The sequence below is a fragment of the Kitasatospora sp. NPDC088160 genome (genome assembly GCF_044741445.1).
In the GTDB taxonomy this organism is placed as follows: Bacteria; Actinomycetota; Actinomycetes; order Streptomycetales; family Streptomycetaceae; genus Kitasatospora.
The window spans coordinates 186,143-208,230 of record NZ_JBIUSS010000021.1; the positions used below are offsets into that span (position 1 = coordinate 186,143).

1 protein-coding gene (cut by a window edge) is annotated in these 22,088 nt (G+C 70.6%); it reads left to right on the forward strand.

Annotated elements, in window-relative coordinates; all coding sequences use genetic code 11:
* A protein-coding gene (locus ACIOGZ_RS30115) for a DUF6349 family protein (protein WP_400988415.1) crosses the window boundary here: on the forward strand, positions 1–21,539 show its 3' portion. The gene continues 16,075 nt to the left of window position 1, outside the view; only the last 21,539 of its 37,614 coding nucleotides appear in the window; its start codon lies off the left edge, out of view; it ends in the stop codon at positions 21,537–21,539.
* Positions 21,540–22,088: the final 549 nt, after the last annotated feature.

The window sequence follows — 22,088 nt, forward strand, 5'->3', positions numbered from 1 at the left end:
TGGGCGCAGACCTGGAGCTTCAGGGCAACCCAGCCCTGGACACGACGATCGGCACGGTGGACGAGCCCGACGCCATCCTGACGAAGACCAACATCGGCGCGGTCGGGGCCGTCTTCGAGGGACTGGACGCTGGCAAGCGGGTCGCCATGGTCGGTGGCGGCACCGACATCAACCTGATCGCCAAGGCGGCGAAGGACCTCAAGGCCGGTCGCCGGACCAAGCACGCGGAACTGAGCGGGTTCGAGGACTGGGACGAGGTCCGCGAATACGCCGAGTCCAATGAGGACGCCAAGGCACTTCAGACCTTCGTACGCCTCCTGGACCGCTACAGCCCCGACGACATCATCGCCATGGTTCGGCAGCTGGTCCCGGAGGACGCCAAGGACCCTGAGCAGCGCCCTCAACTGACGGTCTCGACCGCCCACAAGGCCAAGGGCCGCGAGTGGAACCGGGTCCGCATCGGATCCGACTTCCCCCAGCCCAAGGAGGACACCGAAACCGGCGAACTCGTCCTACCGGGAGGCGAGGACCTGCGCCTGGCATACGTCACCGTCACCCGTGCCAAGCAGCGACTCGAGCTCGGATCCCTCGCCTATGTCCTGGACATCGCTGGTGCGGTGCACCGCCATGCCACCCAGGTCGCGGGAACCGCAGCCGCACCGGAGACTGCCGTGGACCCCCGCACTGCCACGAGCACGCAGCCGGCAACCGAACAGACACAGCCCCAGTCGTCGACTGCCGCCCCTGCCATCCCCGTCCCGGGTCAGCCGCCCGCGGCCGCACGCCAGCCCGTCACAGGACCCCGAACCACGATCACCCTCTTCGCCCCGGCCCCGGACCGCGTCCTGGTCAGCTTCACACCCGAAGGCGCCGGGCCAGCCAGCAGGCCTGTTCCCGGGATCCGGGCCGACGACCTTCCCGGGACAGCCCTGCCCGTGAGCGTGACGGTTTCCGTACCGGTCCGGCCCGCGCGACTGAACGGGCACCTGGTTGAGCCCGGCGAGGCGACCACCTGGCTCGACACGGTTCTTGTCGACGGCCCGCTCGCGTCGGCGTGGGGGAGCGAGCCTGTGCGTGCAGCGCTCGCCGCCGCCGTGGCGGAGGCGGTGAACGACACCCTCGCACCGTCCGCCGACGATCTGGTGACGTGGATCGTCGAGCACGTCGCTCAAGACCCCGACCTTCTGGAGCACGCCGAAGCCGGCAACGTGGCAGCGTTCGCCCAAGGACTCGCCGAGGCCGTCGACGAAGCGCTCATGGACGGCGCGGCGGAGCATCAACTCTGGGCCTACCTACGTGACGGTGTCCGCGAGGACGTGCTCACCCGGGCCACCCCCCAGGCCTACGACACGCTGCGGGCAGCGGCCGCGCAACCCGCGGACGCGGTGCTCGGCGTCGCCGAGCCGGCCACCGGCCCACCCACCGCGTCCCGTCACGAAGCCACGGCCGACGATGCTGCCGAGGTCGCGTCTGAGCCCGCGAAGGCGCCGCAGCCGGGAGCCCAGCCTCAGACCTCCTCCGACGCTGAGCACCCGAACCTTGCGCTGTCCGAAGAGGAAGCGCCGGATCAGGGCCGCGACGGCCCGCTCACGCAGTCGGGCGGCCCCGACCCGGTAGGCACCGCCGCTGACTCGGAAGAGTCCGGTGAGGGGACCGAGGCCCACACCGGTCCGGTCACGGACGACGAACTTCGCACCGCACTGAAGTACATGATCGAGCCGCACAGGCTGGCAGAGCTGGCCCGCGCCGTCGCGGGCAACGACACCCGCACCTGGGTCGCCGAGCACACCAAGATCGCGCGTCGCCGCACCTCCTTCCGCCCGATGCGCACACCGCAGCTGCGGCGGCACTACACCGAGGACGACCGGGGCCTGCGCATCCGCGTCACCACCCCGGAGGGGATCCGGGAGAGCCACCTCAGCTGGGCGAAGATCGCTGAGCGGGCTTACCGGCGCCTGCCCGAGACGGTCGGAGCTCACCTGGCCATGCTCGATGAGCGATTCAGGGGAATCGACCTGCGGGAGGACTCGGAGCTCGCCGGCATGCTGGACCAGGCAGTCGACACCGTCGTGGACGCCATCGCCCACGGCCCGGAACTGCGCCCGCGACTGCGCCGTACCAGCGCCGTCACGACCCAGACACCGGTGGCCGGAACAGCCCCCAGGCCGGCAGCCATACCCGACTCAGCCCCGGTTTCCGGCGCCGAGCCGGAAAGCTCCATTCTCGGGGCACAGGCGCCAGTGGACGGCGGACACGTTCCGCCGACGCCGCGCCCCGACACCTCACCGCCGGCGCCCGGGGATGTCGCTCCGCCTCGCGGCGTGGTGTCTTCGCACTGGAACCCCACCGAAGGGGGCCAGGTCCCGAACATCGCCGCCCAGCGTGTACTCGCAGCGGGCGGTGAGCGCGCCAATACCGCCGAGTACCTGCGGATGCTGCAGGTTGCCGAGCGGCTCGAGCCGTTCGCGCAGTTCGACGTCAACCGCCGCCACCTTCGGGAGCAGTACCTCGGCCAGGTCAAAGCCCCGTGGGTATGGAAGCATCAGGCCGAGGCCCTGCGGAGTGACATCGAGCGGCTCGGCCAGTCCGTCTTGGTCGACTACCTTACGCGGATCAACGAGGCGGGCTTCGACCCGCACGCGCTGAAGGAAGCATTCTTCGGCAACCCGCAGGAACCGGAGGCGAGCCGCGAGGGCATTGCGGGCGAGTCGCGCCACCGCGACCGACTGCGCCAGGTGTTCGCCGAGCGCCTGCTCGCCGCACGGGCCGAGGCAGAGAAAAAGGGAGCCGATGCGGACGCCGTCGTGGACTTCCTGCGCCGCACGGCCGGCGTGGACCTCGGCCAGGACAACGGTGCCCCGTACTGCCTGGAGACTGTGCTTGACGCGGCACTCGGGAAGGCGTATCTGGCGTACGCGCGGGCCCATCTGAGCGAGGACGCACCGGCGTTCGCGGACCACCTGCGCCGTGAGGCGGAGCTGAGCGCCCGCATCAAGGCCGCGCCGCCGATCTCGCTTCCCGAGAAGTCCCGCTGGGTCGCCCGCGAAGACGTGGAACCCGGCATGGTCATCCGCAGGCACAGAGACGGCCGGTGGGGCGATCCGGAACTGGTGGAGGCCAGCCACGGCCACTCGGTTTCCTGCGTAGGGATTGGCGAGTTCGGCGGACACAGCGGCGGATGGGGCCGCCACTCGCACGTAGCCGTCATCGAGGCGGGCCCGGACGTCACGGCCGCCAAGCACAAGATCCGAACGGACAAACACCTTCGCGAGAGCCTCGACCGCAACAGGGCAGCGTGGCAGCAAAGGCAGCAGAATTCGCCCGCCGAAGAGTCCGCCACCGCATCCGCCGCCTACGGGGACGGCCTGTTCAGCGAGAAGCAGCGCCGGACCGCGACCCGCGCCGTACTGGCTCTCGCCGCCCAGCGCCCCGGGCCGGGGAGAGCGGAGAACGGTGAGCCCTGGGCACCGCTGCGGTGCACACCGGCCGACCTTGTGAAAGGCAACTGGTTCCTCAGCGCAGGCAGCGACGCCCACACCTACCAGGTCGGCTCCAGCGGACTCAGCAGGAACCTGGGCCAGGTCATCGACCCCACGGTCGGCCCGGACGTCTTCCTGAGCCCGACGCAAGAGATCACAGCGCTGGTACCGTTGGAGGTCCTCGTCCTGCCCGGCGAGGCCCTTCCCGGGACCGCAGACACCACCGGGCGTCGTGCCCGCCGGCTGGCCGCCGCGTCGACCACCGGCGGACTGCTCCTCGACGACCACGTACACCGGCTGGTCGACCTGGACCTCGACGGCGGCACAGGGCGCGTCGTCGACGCGACCGGCCGCACACGGGGATGGATTCGCGCCCGCAGCCACCGCGGCGTGCGTCAGTGGTGGGCTCAGGACGCACGCGGAGGCGGTCCCGCGGCCGACCGGTGGGACGACCCGGTGGGCGCCGCCGTCTGGACCGCGTGGCACACCTCCAGGCCGCTGCCCGACGTAACACCGGGCCACGCCACCCCCGTTCTGACCGCCGAGCAGCTGCAGCAGGCCGCACCCCTGGCCGTCGCCTGGCGCACCAGCGACGATCCCCGTCTCGCCGAGGCCGCCACCGCGTGGTCGCGCAACGCCGCCGCAGGCCGCCCGCTGTCCCACGGCGGACTCCCAGTTACCAGCCCCCACCTGCACACGCTTGCGGACGCCGCACGTGAGGCGGCGGCCGCGGCCCAACCCGGTACCGGCCCGAACGCGCTGCTGACGGAAGTGGCCCAGGCCCTGCGCGCCGAAGCGCAGTTCCTCGACGCCGCCTTCACACCCGTGCCGCCGCTTCAGGAACCCGACCCGCAGGCCGACATTCCTGCCACCGCGAACCTCCACGGCACCGACGGCGCCGACAGGCAGTCGAAGGAGGTCCTCGTACACCAGCTGGTGATCGGCGACCTCGTTCGCGCGCCCTACCTCATGGCCGGCGCAACGGCATGGGCGGCAGGGAAGCTCACCGGGCACTCGACGGAAACGGTCCGCTCGCACGAGGGAGTCGTCCACGGACACCGCCTGTGGATCGAGGACCCCGAGGGGCACTTGGACATCCCGTTCGTGCCGCTCGGAACCCGCGTGCAGGTCCGCACCGAAGGACAGAACGCGCACAGTGCCGACGCTCCCGCCCGACCGGCAGCCACCCTCCTGCAGGAAAGCCCCACCGACCCTTCCCCGGCGGGCTGGCGGGCCGTCGACGACGTGCCGGAGCGCCTGTTCGCCGGGGACATGGTCCGCGTCCACCGAGGCGACGGCAAGAACACCCGGTACGAGAACGTCACCGTCCAGGACGGCCCCGACTACGCTGGCTGGTACGACACCGTGGGACCGCACCTGCGCTTCTCGATCAAGACGGTCGTGGCGACTCCACAGGCCGACACCTGGACGCCGCCTCCCACTGAACAGGTACTGCCAGGATTCGAACTCACCCCCACGAACCCACTCGACAGGACCGCGCGAACGGCGGCCACCGCACCTTCAGCCGAGACACCGGCTCCGGCCCCGGCACCGACGCACAGCCAGCAGGAGACGACCGCACCGGCCGCCGAGCTGCGCCTCGGCGAGCTCGTCAAGGTGGCGGACAGCCGGGCGTCCGCCAGCTACGGCGCGCTCCTGGCCCTGGGGGAGTCCGACGCCGTCGTCGCGGTCTCCGGGACGGGACGGGGCACTGTCCTGGCCGTGCCGCTGGCGGAGGTCGAGCCGATGGGCTACGACGCGCCCCGGTACTTCCTGGCCTCCGAGCAGGTCTACGTCGACGGTGCCCATCACACCGTCGACCGCATGACGGGGCCGGGCCACGTGCGGACGGCTGCGGGCGGGCTGTTCTCCGTCACGGACATCGTCCGCGAGCGGGACATGCCGACGCTCTCCTCCCAGCCGATCGCGGACCGGTGGTGGCGCTACACCTATAGTGACGGCCGGGTGTTCACCGTGGTGGCGCTGCCCGAGGACGTCGCACGATCCATCCCCGGCCTGCCCATGACCTGCTCGTACGCCATCGCCGTAGGCAGCCAGGTGATCGGTCGCACCTCCGGCGCCGAGATGGATGCCGCGATCCACTGGGCGGCCGCCCACCCCGGCGCGATCTCACCGCAGATGCGGAGCCTGTCCGGTCTGGAAAAGCTCCCGCCCAGCTCCGAGGCCGAGCGCGCTCACCTCGCCGCAGGCCCGCCTCCCCTGGCCGCGCGCACAGGAGTCCGCGCCCAGCACCGCAGCGACCCGGTACCCGCCGCGCCCGTCGATGCCGACTTCATGGCCGGCACCGCGCCCTACCGCGCCTGGAGCCCCGGAGACCCGGCCTACTTCCGCACGGCAAACGGGTCGCTCGCCAGCGGCGAGTTCCAGAACGTCCAGTGGCCGTACTACGTCATCACCGGTGACGACGGCTCCACACAACAGGTCGGCGTGCGCGACGTCTGGTACCGCGACGACGAACCGATCCAGCCGCCCGCATGGACCGCCAGCATGCCGAACGACTACGGACTGGCCCGGGCCTCCGACCTCGCGATCGGCAACGTGGTCCTCACCATCAAGGCCACCAGCCCAAGCAACACCGCGTTCGGGACCCCCCGCATCGTCACCGAGGCATCGCTCGGCCCCGACGGGCTGTACACCATCACCCTGCAGAACCTCGGCACCAGCACCAACGGGACCTGGCTGCGCCTGGCCCCGCGCGAGGTCGTCCCCCGGGCCGAGGCGGCCAGCGTCATTGCCCGGGCCACCGCCAGGCTGAAGCAGCCCGACATGCGGGAGCACCTCGCCATCGGACAGCGAGGTGCGGCTCATGCCGCCGCCCTGGTGGCCAAGGCCACGGCCGACACCGCCGCCGGGCGTCTGCCCGACTTCATCGCTCCCTTTCCGCCTAACGATGGCTGGGAACCCGCAGACACCGTCGAGTTCTACACCCGTGAAGGCGTCCACGTCCCGTACGGCCACGTCACGATGGCCGAGCACGCACGTGCCTGGTGGGTCCGCGACCCCGAAGGACATGATCACCTCGTGGCACAAAGGCGTATGCGCCCGGCCGTCGCCCAAGCGCCGATGCCCGGGCCGAACTGGGCCGCCGAACTGCCTTCCACCAGCCGGATCGTGCGGGCCGAAGAGCTCCAGCCGGGCCAGATCGTCCGCGAGGTCCGCCCGCCGTACTTCGGCAACAGGCTCTTCGGTCCGCCCTCCCTCGTTGTGGGCACCGGGGCCCAGCGGCCCGGATCGACGAGGCTGCGCCTCTACACATGGCTCCCCGACAAGGACCATGCACACTCCTCGGCCGGGCAGCACTCGGCGGGCGTCCATCCCCTCACCGAGTACGTCGTTGACGCGGGCCCGAGTGAGACCGAGATGGCGGCGCGCCTGCTCGACGACCCCCGGGTGCAGGCACACCAACAGGCCGCGGCGAGGCGAGCGGAACTGGTCCGAAGGAGCACCGACGACGATCCGATCACTCCGACCGGCGAGGACGCCACCCAGCTCCAGGCCCCCGACGGTTGGCAGGAAGTCGTCGGCGCCGACCTCGACCTCCAAGGCGGCGAGAGGGTTCGCGTCCGGGCCAGCAGTGGCACCTACCTCACCACCCAGATCGGCCCCCTCACCGGCAACGAGAACTACGAGAGCCTGGACCCCGGCTTCCCGTTCGTCTTCCCCGTCTCCTTCATCGTCGCGATGCCGGCCGGCGAAGCTGTTCCCTACCGTGCCGGCACCACGTCAGCGAAGCGCCAGGATCGCCGCGCCAAGGCCGAGTCGGCCGGACAGCAGCTGCCCTTCGACATTCCCGCACCGCAGGTCGCGGCCGTGCCGGGAACGGACGCGCCCGAGCCTGCCACCATAACCGCACCGCAAAGCGCGGGCGCCGCGCCCCTCACCGACGCCTCTGGGAGCGAGCCGGCCGCGAACGAACGCGAACCGAAGCTTGACGCCGTCCCGCTACCACCCCTGGTCCGGATCCAGCACTACCACCGGAACGCCGCCGCCATCACTGTGGACGGGCTGCGCTTCGGCGCCCACCTCGAACAGGACGACGACGGCGCTCAGAAGTGGACGCTCTACCTCGGAGACGCAACCCCCATCGCGACAGCACAGGACGCCGATGGCCTCGTACCGGCGGCCGTGCGCCGCGCTGCCCACCTGTTCGCACTCCCGACGGACACCACCCAATGGCCCGGTGTTCCGGCCGGCGACGACGAACAGCAGGAGGGGCTTGCCTACGCCACCCTGCAGTTCACCACCGGCGGCCGGACCTTCTTCATCACCGACGATGGCGTCATGCACACGGCAGATGCCGACGGCAACAACCTGGAGACAGACAGCCAGGACGACATGCTGCACGTCCTGCGCCGGTTCGGCGCCGCCCAGGGCCGCAGCGCTGGCGGGCAGCCATCTGAGGGAGAACCCGCAACCGACAGGTCCATCCGGGCCTGGGTGTACGTCACCGTCGACCCGAGCACCGGTGCCACGGAGCACAAGATCCGGCAGTCAGACGGGGCCTGGATCGTCCCCTCCACAAGCGCCAGGGCTTACCGGGCGACTTCGAGGACCACGCCGGACATCGCCGCGGTGCGCACGGACAAGGCCGAGGCTCTCGTCAGCCGTAACGGTTACCGCATCGTGGGGCCCTGGGGGATCGTCAATGCGACGACCAAACGCGCCCTGCTCGCTCTCGCACCGCGCGCGGCACAGGCCCAGCCCCCCGCGACTACCGTGGAACAGGGGGCGGGGGTGACTGCCGCGGCGCCTGCCCGAGCCGTCGTACTGGTCGAGCCGCAGCTCTGGATCGAGCACAACGGATCCGTCACGCGGCTGCACGGTGTCGACCCCAGGGACAAGGAGTTCGACACGGTCCGCAAGGGCGTCGGCGGGTTCAAACGCGTCACCACCAACGGCGAGGTACGGTACTGGGAACTGCCGACCGCCTGGAAGCAGCGGATCAAGCGCGACGAGCGGGTGACCTGGCTCGTTGAGCGCCTCGCAGACCTCGGCCGCGAGATCCCCGTCTATCTCAACGAAGCCGACCGTGCGGCCGCACACGCACCCGGCGGCCGCCACAGCGCCCCGCTCGAACAGGTCACCTCCGACGAGCGCCGCAGGCTCGAGTCCCGCACCGTGGACGCCCGCGCCCGCCGCTGGTCGCTGACCGACTTCGAGCCGGGCGACGAGATCCTCGTCGCCCGGGGATGGTGGCAGACCGTCCGCGCGGTCCAGACGACCTCCCTCGACACCGGCGACTCCACACCGGTTGGGCCGGGATGGGTGACTGCCCGTCGCAGGGCCGGCCGGATCATCACCACCAACTCGCAAGCTCCCACAGGCCACCCCCGCCCGGGCGCGCTCGACCCGGCCAAGATGACCTCCGCCGAGGTCACCGCAGAACTCGCTAACCTCTCCCTGCCCGTCGACGACCCGGCGCACGAGACCCTGATCGAGCGACGCCGCGCCCAACTCACCCAGCGCGCCGAACACCACCGCAACCTCAACCACAGCCGCGAGAACGAACGCGTCCAACTGCGCGCCTGGATGGCAGATCCGGAGCACGCACCACCACACATGGTGCGGGTTACAGACCTCGACGGAGTCCTCATCGGCGGCGTTGTCCCAGCCGGCAACGGCTTTCAGGCCGTTGACGTCGACGGCGGCTCCGCGATGGACATGATCTTCGGGACGGTCCCGGACGCCGTCGCGGGCTGCCACGAACTCCGCCGGCGCCACAACGACCGGACACCACCCGACTGGGGCTTCGCAGGCTGGTCGCAGGCCGAGCCCGGTGAAACGGTCCGGCTGCCCCACCCGGAAATCGCCGGCACAGCCGAACTCACCGTCGCCGCCGACAGTTGGGGCGAGCCGTTCGTTCTGAGGTCGGTCGAACGGGCCGTGGACGGCTCCTTGACCATCCGCGGAGAGCGCAACGGCGAGACGTTCACCGAGCACGTTCCCACGGACACCGCGAACCTAGGTACCTGCCGACCCGCCGCGACGCCGCCCCCGATCCGGGGCGGCCGCGACTGGTCCCGCATGCAGGCCAGCGAGTTCGGACTCCCCGAACAGCCAGTCCCGGCCGCCATAGACCCCATAGCCGCCGACCCCTACGGAACCCCGCCCATCACCACCGCAGACACCGCCCACGACACCCCCCTGCCCGACGCCAGCCCTCCCGGGCCGACCCACGGCGAGAGGCAGCACGCAGCGGTCGCGCCACCTCCCACCGTCCAAGCCCCGGCCACCAACGCTACCGATGAGCCGGTTACCACCGAGGACACGCTCGCCGAGCAACTTGGGCTGGCCTTGGAGATCGACGGCGATCAGCCCGTGCCGCCAGCGGGATGGAGCATCGCCGACCACGGCGACGACACCTGGACCGTCACTCGAAGCGACAAGACATCCTTCTCCGTGGTGCGAGACGTCATCGAAGACGGTGAGCCGCTCACCTTGGTGGGGTCGGGCGGCACCGCCGTCGCCTCCTCCACCCAGTGGCAGGCGATCTTCGATGCCATCGGGCAGCGCCCCGTCGCCCCCCGGACCGATGCCACGTTGGAACACCCGCCCGAGCCCTCCGCCCCGGCGGACGTGCCCGCGCAGCCGCCCACAACCGCGTCGGAAGAAACGGAGCTCTTCCCGGCCAGGCTGCTGCCCGGAGAGTCCGTCGCACCATACGAGCAACCGCCGCAAGACAAGGGCACCGAAGCCGTCCAGGACTACGCCTTCACCAGCGCGCAGGGCTACAAGTACCGGCTGGCGCGAGCCCCTTACGAGACTGGCGTCTGGAACGTCACCTGGATGCCCTGGCAGCACTCGCCGATCAACGGCGGCTACCAGTGGATCGGGGACAGACCGGACCTGGCCGTGGCACTGGCGTGGATACGACGCGACAGTCAGATGCAGGCGCTGGCGGCAGGCCGGTGGGAACGATGGGGCCACCTCGTGGGACCGGTGCCGTTCTCGCTCACACTGGAGATCGAGGAAGTCGAACCCGGAGTCATGCGCGTGGCCCGGTTCGGGCGCCAGGGCATCGCCGCCGACTACCCGTGGGGCTGGGAGACACGCCAGAACGGCAAACTGGGGGAAAACCCCAATCGGCGCTACAGCAACGGAATCCGCCTGGAAGTCGCGGCCCACCAACTGACAAGCCAGGGACTACTCGACGTACCCGACGACCACCTCCGAGTGGTTAGCACCTACCGCGAACTGGACGAGCCCTGCGCGGAAGGCGGGCCCAAGCACCTCGGATCCTGCGCGTCCAAGGCCAAGGACCGACGGTTCCTGGTAGAGGTCCTCGAAGACAACGGGGCCTCCCTCGGCACGGTGGTCATCTGCCACCAGCACCTCGCGCACCGCCTCACCGGCGACGCCTCCCTCGACACCTCGGCTCGCGCCGCCCACCGGCTCGCCGGAACCGGCACCTGGGTCGACTGGCAAGACCGGCTCGACAACCTCGTGTGGGCTCTCATCGGCCCGGCCGCCGACGCGGGAGAACCCCTGCCCGACGTCAAAGCCGCGCTGTACGAGACCGCCCTCGCCGACGGTGACGCTCGCGCAGCCCGGACCGCCAAGCGGGCATCCCGCGAGCGCGGAGAAGACAAGGCTCAGCAGAACCGGGCCGCAGACGCCGTGAAGGCCGAGCGGCTGGCCAACCGTGCCGGTTTGATCGCACAAGCCGAGGCCGGCGAGCGGCACAAGCGCCCCGCCAACCGCCCCCCGGACCTTCCCGAACAGGAAGCGGCGCCAGCCCAGGAGACCCAGGCAACAGGGGAAAGCACCAGCGACGTAGCCGGTGCCGGAGTCACCGGAGCGACCCCGGACAACTCCGCATCCCGCCCTTTCGAGTTCGGGGAGGAGGTCCACGGCCACGAAGGCTTCGTCGGCAGGATCATCGGCGTCGACGACAAGGGCATCGCCCTCGTCCGTGCCCAGGACAACATTCTTGTCCCTCGGCCGGTGAACGAGCTGTGGCGCCCCGGGCAGGCGCCCCGGCCCCAGCGCTCCCGGGAGGCCTGGTCCGAGGTCCTGGCCCGGGCCGCCACAACCGAGGGCATTGCCCTCGCCGAGGATGGTGCACACCTCTCGTACCTCGACGAAGCCGCCGGCCACGGACTCGTCACCGACACGGACGGGAACGTCATCGGCTGGATCAGGGCCCGCACCGGCCCCGGCGGCCGACGCTACTGGTGGGGACAGGACGCCCGGGGCGGCGCACCCCACGACATGCAGTGGCACGACGCCATGCCGGACACGGCCGGCATCCCGCAGCTCCGGGCCGCCAAAGCCGCCGCCTACGACCACGCCTGTGACCTGCGGGACCCCGACAAACGCCACACGCTCCCAGGCGCCGTCAAGACCGAGCTAGAGCTCACTACCGCCCGGGTTCGCGAACTCAGTCGCCTTCAGCTTCCCCAGGATGATGCCCTCCCCGCCCCGGTCGCGTTCAGGCCCGGTGTCTTGCGCTGGTACGTCTTCAGCGCCGCGCAGATGCGCGCCTACGCCGAAGCCGCCCGCAACGCCGCCGCTGGCATCGACGACAGCGCCCCAGCAGAGCGTCGCCGGAAGGAGGTCCTTACCCGCCTCGTCGAGTGGTTGCCCCTCAAGGCCCACGAGGCGGAGACCCACCTCGTCACCCTTCCCCGTCCGGGTGAGCCCGACCCTTGGGCCACCCCCTACCGCAACGGCCAGCAGACCCAGGCACCGGCGGACACCACCGAAACAGAACCTGTCATCCCCGACCCACAGATCGCGCCCGCGGCCGAGCCCTCCGAACCAGATCCCGCAGGCGGCGACCCCACCACCGCCATCCCGCCCTCGGAAGGGGACCCGGTGAGCACAGTACCCCCGACCCCCGAAGGCGCCCAGTTCATCGGCCAACCCGGTCAGAAACTCGGCCCGCGCGTCGCCGAGGTCGTCGAAACCGCCATCGTCAAGGGCTCCACACTTCGCGTCCGACTGCGGACATCCGGCGGCCAACACCTGGTGCTCTGGAACCCCGAAGGAAGCTCCGTTGCGGCGGGAGACCAGGTCCTGGTCAGCGGCACAGTCGCCAAGCACTCGGATTTCGCCGGAGAGCCACGGACCGAACTGCGCGGCGCTCGCCTCGAGCTGGCCGCAGACGCACACGACCGGGCGACAGCCCGTCAGGCCGCGCCAGCGGGCTGGACGGCGATCACCCACGACAGGACCCCTCCGCCCCTGGAGATCGGTGACAAAGCCCGTGTAATCGACCTGGACAGCCCTTTTGCCAGGCTCGACGTGCCGGCCAAGGCAGGCAGGTACTCGCCTCGCCTGACCGGGCCCGCGGTCACCGTGTACAGCACAGTGAGCGTCGACTCCGTCACCGAGCACCCGGCAGGTGACCGCTACACCGGTCGCACCCGACTCGGCCGCGAAATCCACTTCGCGGCCTCGGACATCGCCGCCGTCGTGCCGAAGCCCACCGCGGCCCCTGCTCCCGTTCCCGTTCTGCCAGCCGGCCCGGCGGTGGACGTCCGGGCCAAGGCAGAACCGCAGGCAACACAGCAGCCAGACAGCACCGACCTGCCGTTCGGCGAGCGCCGCCGCCTGCGAGTCGTGCTCGCAGGCCTGCCCTTCAACCGTCGCGTGGCGGTGTGGGCCGCACAGCCCCTCGAGAGGGGCGACGATGTCCTGATCGGCGACAACGACTGGCTGACCGTCGCCGAGGCCAAGCCCAACGTACTCCGAACCACCAACGGCGAGTCCCACGAGACCGCCTCCGTGTACGCGGCGAGGCGCGGCACCGTGATCACCACCATCGCCGCGACCGTTCCGCCTCCGGCGGAACTGGCGCCGGCACCCGAGCACCGGGAAAGCCCGGACCTCGACGAGGACGGCCCGTTCACGGACGCGGGCACCCTGCTCGGAACGCACCAGCGGATGAGGCAGGCATGGGTCGTCCTCACCGCGTTCATCCGTAAAAACGAGGTAGTGAACGAGCTGGCCCCAAGGACCATCCAACAGGCCGGCCATACCGCCTTCAGCTCAGGACTCGCCTCCGACCTGACAGAAGAGAACCTGACACCCTCGTCGGACCTGATCGCAGCGGCCCGCGTTCTCGCGGGCCACCCGGACGACACAACGCGGCACGCCGCGCAGAAGGCCGCACACCACAAGGACCACAACGTCCGGATCAACGCGAGGGAAGACGCCGGGCACCCGAACAACTCGGTTCGCAGCGCCGCCCGCCACCTCCACACTCTTGCCGAGCACCTCCTCGGCCGCCTTGAAGCGACGCCCAGGGACAAGCTCACCACGCTCCTCGACGGCGCGAGGGCGAGGGCGACCGGCCTCGACGTGGAAGTCCCCGACGGTTGGACATTCACCGCAACTCCAGGAGAACTCGGCGTGGGCCAGGAAGTCCGCGTCCAGAACAGTGATGGTAGTTACACCGTCGTCCGCCTTCACGAGGCCGGCCACGGCCCTTGGCAGGCCACCGACCTGATCACCGGCCAGCCGCGCACTGTCCAACGCGCCTCCGTCACCGCGCTGCCGACCGGCCAGGCACCCGAAGACCCCAGGGCAGCCGGTGACGACACCGACCCCACCGACATCCTGAAGAGGGCCGCATCCGGAGTGTGGGGTCGCACGATCGCCTCCCTCTCCCTGGGCGCCCCCGAACGGCACACTGACCCCCGCCGCGCGGCACAAGCACTCCACCACCTCGCCACCGCCCTGCGCTCCTGGGGGGCCGCCGTACCGGCACCGATCGCCGCGCTCAGCGCCGAAGGCGCCCGGGCAGTTGCTGGCAGCGCCCTGCGGCCGTTCTTCGACGACGTCGACCAGCTGAGGCGGCACTACGCCGGAATTGCGCTCCCCCGCGAGCGCGACCAGCGAGCTGCCCGCCAGCGCCACGAGGAACGTGTGCGCCTCGCCGGTGACGAACACTTCTCGCTCTCCGATGGCGGACGCCTGGTCATCATGCGATCGGGCGGCAGGCCGCTGAGCGGGCGTGCGACCCGCGACAGGGGCACCGGCTGGGAGGTTCGGCTGCCGTGGTTCCTGGAGAAGTTGAACACCGTCGGCAAGATCAGCACGCGCGCCCACGCACAGCTGGTCGCCGATGCACTGGAGTCCATCACGGACGCGGACGGCGCTCCCTTCTCCTGGGACGCCCCTGACATAGACGAACTCAAAATGGCCTTTCGCGACCGTGAAGGCCGCAGCCTGGCCGAAGCCGTCGCTCACACTCTCGCTACCACCCCCGCCCTGGACGAGGACGGGGAGTTCGCCCGTACCGCGGAACGACTGCGAGCCCGTCGCGCAGGCACCACCCCACAGCGCCCCGACCTCCAGCCGCCGACACGGACCACCACACCGACCGCGCCGGCTCCCCAGCCTCCGGATGCGGCCGCTCCGGCCGCTCCGCAGACGCCCGACAGAGAACCCGATCCCGACAAGGTGCCGCCCACACCGCCGCCGCTGACAGCCAATGAGGCCAGCACCGCAGACCACGCTCAGAGCCCCTCCCCGGCGCCCCAGACACCGGCCGAGAGCCCGGTAGGCGACCTCCCGTGGCCCGACCCCAGCACGGAAGACGCACCCACCCCAGCCGCAGCCCTGGTCTCCGCCCCCGCGCAAAAACAGGCATCCTGGCAGCCCGCCCAGGGACACCCGACCACCGTCCCCGACGGAGTCGACACCTCGACCAGCCACAGGCCGACCGTCGAGACCCGCGGGCGAGATCACCGCAGCGCCTGCCTGTGCTGCTCCCACCGAGGACCCGCGCGCAGCGATGAGATGAGCGCCGTCGAGGACGCGCTCGACCACACACATCCCGGCTGGCGTACAACCCCCGTCTTCGCCACACCGTTCTGGAAGGACGCCGTCAGTCCCCACCGCCGCCTCCGCGACGTCGAGGCCTGGGCGCGAGCCTCCCAGGCCGTACTTCCCGATGGCTGGATCGACTCCGGCGGACCGGTGCGGATACACGGTGCCGAACCGACGCTCACGCCGCCGGGCGGCAGCGCCGGCCGCTACGAGGTCGTCACCAGCGAGCCGGTTCAGGTCGCGATCGCCCGTGACAAGGCAGGCCAAGGCGTGCTCACCTTTCCGCCCGCACCAGGCCGGACCCGGCCCGCCGATGCAGCGGGCGCCCGCGTCCTCCTGGCCGCCGTCGCCGAGCAGACGGACGACCGGCGGCGAGAGGCCCTGCAAGTGGCCCACCAGGCCAAGACCCTCGCCCCTGTGGCGGACGGCCTGTTCGGTGTCTACCAAGCGGACAACAGATGGAACCTGATTCCCTCAGGCGGCGCGCTCACCCCTCTGCCTCCCACCCTGCGGCGCTTCGTCAGCAAGGGTGAGGCTCTCGAGTTCGCCGAACGGGCGGCCGTCCTGCTCCACACGCCACCACTGGCCGGCGCCATTCCGCCCCTGGACTTTGCGGATCCGCAGTTCGAGGAAGCTCTTGCCCGCCGCCTGGCCACCCGCGGCGCCCACCCATCGACCCTGACACACTTGCTGCTGGCCACCCGTGCCGGTCTCGAACGAGACCACCAGCGCCCCGGCTCCCACTTCGTCCGTGAATGGGCCGTGTTCGAGTACGACCCGAACCGGGCAGTTCCCCAGGACGGGCACGCGTGGGCCGACGATCTCGGGCCCGGTGACTGGATCGCGATTACCATCCCAGGCCACGCCACACGCCGCGCGGCCCGTGTCACCGGCGCCACCACGGACCCCCTGGGCGCCGTCCACCTCGACCTCGACATCGACGGCACCCCGATCAGCCGCACCGTCGCCCGAAATACCTCCATCGCCCGCACTACCGTCCCACAGCCGACCACCGTCCCCGCCCAGCCAACGCTCCAGGCCGCGGCCCAGTCCACGGCGCCGGCCGCGCCGCCCGAAGCCCCCGACCCGGCTGCCACGTTCACCCCGAACGCCACCGACGCCGACGAGCCAGAACCCGCCCGCCCCGCCGACGCGGCTGAACTACGCCCGTCCCAGCAGCCCCCGACGCCAGCAGAGCCGTCCACGCACCCGCACGACCCGGCCACCGTCGTCCACACCGCGCTGATCGCCAGGCTCGACGAGTACCAGGACCTCTGGGACACCGACCCGGTCATGGCCAGGCTGCTTCGCGCCTCGGCCCCCGGGCCCGTCATCGACGGACAGACCCTGTACCTCGCGGTCGTCCACGTCCCCGAAGGCCGCAAGGTGGCGGCCGGGCTCGGCCACGAACCCGATCAGAACGCTCCGGCTTGGACCGCCGCCGAACTTCACACCGCCGACCCCAACGACCTCCTCACCGCACTGACAGCCCCCGGCCCGGCTGAACCAAATCCCCCCGCAGACGCAGCCACCGCCCTGGAGATCGTGCCAACCACGACGCCGGCTGACGCGCCAACCCACGACCGGCTCCACCAGGTCCTCGCCGCCGCCCAGGAACTGCTCGTCAACAGCCTCCGCACAGGTGCGCGCTCTGAACCCGCCCGCCGCTACCTCGCCAAACGGGGGGTGCCCGCAAACGGCCCCGTCGCCGCGCACTGGGGCATCGGCTACGCCCCCAGCGGCACGGGTACCCACCTGACCGACGCCCTGCGAGCCCAGGGCTTCACCGACCCCGAACTCCTGGAGGCCGGCGTCAGCGCACAAGGCGCCCGCGGCCTGTTCGACGCCCTGCGCAACCGCGTGACCTTCCCCATCGTCAGCCGCGACGGCCGCGTGATCGCCTTCACCGGGCGAGCCCTGCACGTCACCGAACACGTATCCAAGTGGGTCAACACCCGCAACACCGCGCTCTACACCAAGGGCGAGACCCTGCTCGGCCCCGGCCACCACCGCCAGGCCCTGGCCGGGCGAGGCCCCTTCGTCATCGCGGAAGGCGCTTTCGACCTCTTGGCCGTAGGCGAAGCCCTGCGGCGCCCCGGCCGACCCGCGCCGATTCCCGCCGGACCGTGCGGAACGGCCCTCACCCAGCAACAGGTGCAGGCCCTCGCCGCCATCGACAGCCACCGGGACATCGTCCTCGTCTTCGACCCGGAGGACAGCGGAGACAAGGCACTGTCGGCATCCTGGAAGCTCCTCCGCGGCTGGCAGGGCCGCGTCTACGCGATCCGACTGCCCGCGAGCAACGAGGCCGACGTCAAGAACGACCCCGGCCAGATCTTCGAGACACAGGGCCCCGAAGCCCTCCGCGCCCTCATGCTCGCCCACCTCCAACCAGCCCTCGACGCCGTCCTGGACGCCATATTCGCCCCGCTGACCACAGATCCAACCCGCACGTGGGCAGCGCCTGAGAAGGCCGCCCAGCTCATCCTCGACTCCGGCGACCCCCAGCAGATCTCGCGCCAACTGCCCCGCCTCACCGCGCTAGGCGTGGACACGACGACCCTGGCAGCGGAGATCGAACGCGAGCTCTCCCATTTCCCCGACGAGTCTCTACGCGACGCCTCTATGCGCGAACTACGCGCGGCCCTGGCAGCAACTGCCACCATCGCGCACCCCGACCGCACCCAGATCCCGGCCACGACCACACCCGAAGCCGACACACCACCCGACCCCGAGGACCCGCCAGCAGCCCAACTCGCGAACGAACCACAGACAACCCAGCCGACGACCGAACCCTCGCCGGACCCCGAACCTCCCGCGGCGACCGAGCCGGCCATCCCCTCGGAGATCGGCTCGCCCGCGTGGCTGGAGTACTGGGTCCAACGGCTACCCGAACAACTCCCCACCATCGTTGCCCCGATCGAGCGCGTGCAGTTCCTCAACCTCGTCCGAGACCTGGCGTTCCGGCTTGGCGACGGACCAGACCACCTGCCCGGACTCGCGGAACGGGTCATCGAGGCGACGGAGATGTTCGCGAACGGCGAGGGCGAACAAGCAGTGAGGCACCTCCTGGCGGCGGCTGGCGACCATCCCGCCTACGAGGAGATCGGTCCCGCCCGGCAGACACTCCGCCAGGCCGACTTCCAGCAGCAACCCCCACAGCCAGGCGACCGGCCCGAACCCGGCCCGAAGGAGGAAACGAGCGTGACAACTCCCACCCCCGCAGACCGGGCCGAACAACCCGACAACCCGGACCGGCCCGCCATGAGCGACCCCGCCAGATCCACCGAAGGACCTACCTTCGCCGCAGTCCGAGCGACGACCGCCGACCAGCTCAAACGCCCCGACCTGACGGCCGACCAACGACTGGAACTTCAGGAACGCTGGATCATCAACGCCTACGGCGAGGACAACGAGAACCGGGCCAAACACGGCGAGCCCGTCGAAGGCGTCTTCCCCGGCACCCAGCGCCGCGTGCAGATCGACCACGACTTCACCGCACCCGAACCGGCCCCGCTCATCGCCGGTGCCCCCGTCGGCCAGGACCCCGTCGGCTCACGTCTGCTCCTCGCACAGCACCTCACCATGCGGGCAGCCCAGGAGGCCAAGGAGCGCCCCGACGTCGCCGCCGCGTTCCGCGCCACGGCGCGCCAACTGCGCCTGGAGGTCACCGGCCGTCCGTCCGACCGACCCACCGCCCTCCCGATGCAGCCCCCGCCGGACCAACTCATCCAAGAGGCGACCCAGATCCTGCGGAACAGCGCCACCCCCGCCTCCCCCCTCGGCCTCCGGGACCGCCTGCGACTCCACTACCCGGCGGCCGAAAAACTCCTCGACGCCCTGGAGCAAACCGGAGTCGTCGGTCCGCTCACACCCGATACCGAGCTACGAGTCGTCACCCGGCCCCCGAGCCCACAAACGAGTGCGACCGAAACCCCCCTCCAACCACAAGCCCAGGCCACCCCGTCACAGGTAAAGCCGACGAACGCCGACGCCGCCGCCCCGGGCACACCCGACCCCCAGACGCCGCCCATGGAACAGCTCACCGAAGCCGCCGCAGGGGCAATCGCCGAGGCCGCCGACGACGCCCAAGACGTCAACACACGAGTACAGAAACTGCGCGAGGAAATCGCCCAACTCCGCACCCACGTCGAGCAGATGTTCAGCCCCGAGGACGCCGCCGCCACAGACTCCGACGCCCGCCCGGAAAGCCCCGCGAGCCTGGACGAGGCAATCCGCTCCGCAGCCCGCGCGGCCGCCTGGTACCTGAGCATGCCCGAATGGCTGAAGATCCAAAACATCCAAGCCGCCGCCCTCGACGCCTGGTCGACACTCAACGAGCACCTCCAGAGAACTCCCGACGATGCCCGACTCCAACAGCTGGCCCGGGCCATCACCGCCTACGGCGCCCAAGGCATCGCCACCGCCGCATTCAGCCTCGCCAACACCCTCGCATCCCGCGGCCACAGCGACTCCCCGGCCTGGGCCGCCCTACGCAACCTCTACCGCACCGCCGACGCACTGCGGGCCCGCGTCCTCGGACGCCAGCTCTCACCGCAAACCGCCCAGGAACAAGCCGGCATCGAAGCAGACCTCCAGGCATTCGCCAAAGAGATGCGCACCCCACGCCAGCAGACCACCAACACGACACCCCCGCCCCAGGCCACGCCAGCGAACCAACCAGCCGAGCCCCCCGCCACCAAGCCGGCCGACAACCAAGGCCTCACCTGGCTGCAGCGCACCACCAGAGAAATCGGCACCTGGCTGGCGAACGTGGACCAGCGCCTCGGCAGGACCGGAAACCGCGGCTGGAACGGGATCATGTCCCTCTGGAACCGCATGTCCGACGCCCTCCAGGCCGCCGCAGACAGCGGAGACCGGTTCGCAACCGACCTGCGCTCCGTCGGACTCTTCAAAACCCTCTGGCTACGCGCCGTCGAAAAGACCAGCGACCTCCTCAGCGACTTCACCAGCCGCCGAACCGGCAACGACAAACCGCCCACCCACATCGACGAACTCGCCCGCAACGCCCGCCACCGCCTCGAAGAGCACCGCGAGCACCTGCGAGGGACCCTGCCGCCCGACCGAGTCCAGCCCGAGGGCTACTACGACGACACCTCCTTCCACAGCCGCTCCCGTGCCTCCCAGACGCTGCGCACAGAGAGGCGCACGATTCTCCGGGACCTCCACAAGCCGGACCTTGCCCCTCATCAACGGTTCGCTCTCCAAGAGCGCTGGATCCTGAACACCCACCACGAGGAGACCCTGGCCCAGGAACACGCACGGGCCAGCGGCACGGCCGACAAGGTCGGACAGAGCCAACTGCCCCTACCCGAATTCGCCGGCCTCCGAGAACCCTCCGAACTAGTCGCGGGGGCCCGGCCCACTCCGAACCCCATCACCGCCCGTGCCGACCTTGCACAGCACCTGGACACCCGGGCCGGCCAACTCGAACGCACCAGTCCCGAGACGGCCCAACTGTTCAAGGACGTCGCACAAGGACTGCGGCGGGAGATCACCGGCCGACCCCAGGCCCTCCCCGACAGCAACGCCATGTCCCCGGAGAGCATCCGCGCTGCCGCCCGCATCGTCGTCGAAGGCGTACCCGCCTCCCCGCTCCTGCTCAGGCACCGGCTCGACCTCAGCTACAGCGACGCCGAACGCACCCTACGAGCCCTCGACAACCTCGGCGTCGTCGGGCCCATCCCCGCCGCCGGCGGGCAACAACCCGCCCTGCGCCCCACGCTACTCGGACCCGACCAACTCTCCGTGCTCGAACAGCAGCTCGCCGCCAATGCACCCCAGCCACGTCCCCAGCAGCTACCCTTCTCAGCGGCGGTACTGACCAAACTGTCGCCCGAACAATTCCGGTCCACCCTGAGCGTCTTTGCCCGGGAGCAACTTCGTCGCGCAGGACTGAACACCCCGCAGGGCAAGATCACCCAGAGCCTGCTGGAATCCCTTGGCTCCGCCACCGTCAGGACCGCCCGCGTTAACACCCAGAACAAGGCCGCCGCACCCGCGTTCCTGGCCTCCCTGCGGGCCGTCGCGACGAACCCGTCGGCTGCCGAAGCAGACGCTGAGGTACTCGGACAACTTGTTGAAGGAGCCCTCCAAGGCGCCGTACCAAGCGGAGCCACACCGGGCCGCGGGCAGGCCGTCAAGGCGGGCAAACACCAAGGCAAGGCCGCAGCGCGGCCAGCGCAGCAGCAACACCACCGCCCGCAACCGCCCGCTGCCGGACGTCGCGGCCCAGCGTGACGGACCAGAGGTGGAAGGAGAACTGTTCCATGGCACGGCAGACAAGCACCCGCGACCTCAGTGAGGAGCGAGCCCGGCTGGTGGCTGCCCTGCTCCAACAACGCAGAGACTTGATCCGGATGCTCACCCGGCCTGAGGGGACCAGCGAGCCGGCCGAGATGCAGCGACAGCAGGAGCAGTTGGACCTCGTGGCCGCCCAACTGCGTGAGACCACGGCCGAGCTCGAGCATCGCATCGCCGTCGAGTCCAACGGCCCAGGCCTGAGGCCCCGTAACACCCGGGCACGACTCGCGGAGCGACAGCAGGCGGAGACGTGGCACCACAGGCGCGCCACTCCGCGCGGTGACCGAAGAGAGGAGGAAAGGTGCGAAATGGGATAGCGCTCTTCTCCTGGATCACCGGATCGTTGGGCTGTGTGAACGATCGCGAAACTCCGCGATCGTCGACAGCCGCACTAGGCAGTGTCGTCAAAGGTCAGGCCCACATGAGGAGTGAGGCGAGGGTGGCGGCGGCTTGGTAGGACACGGCGGTCTTGTCGAACCTGGTGGC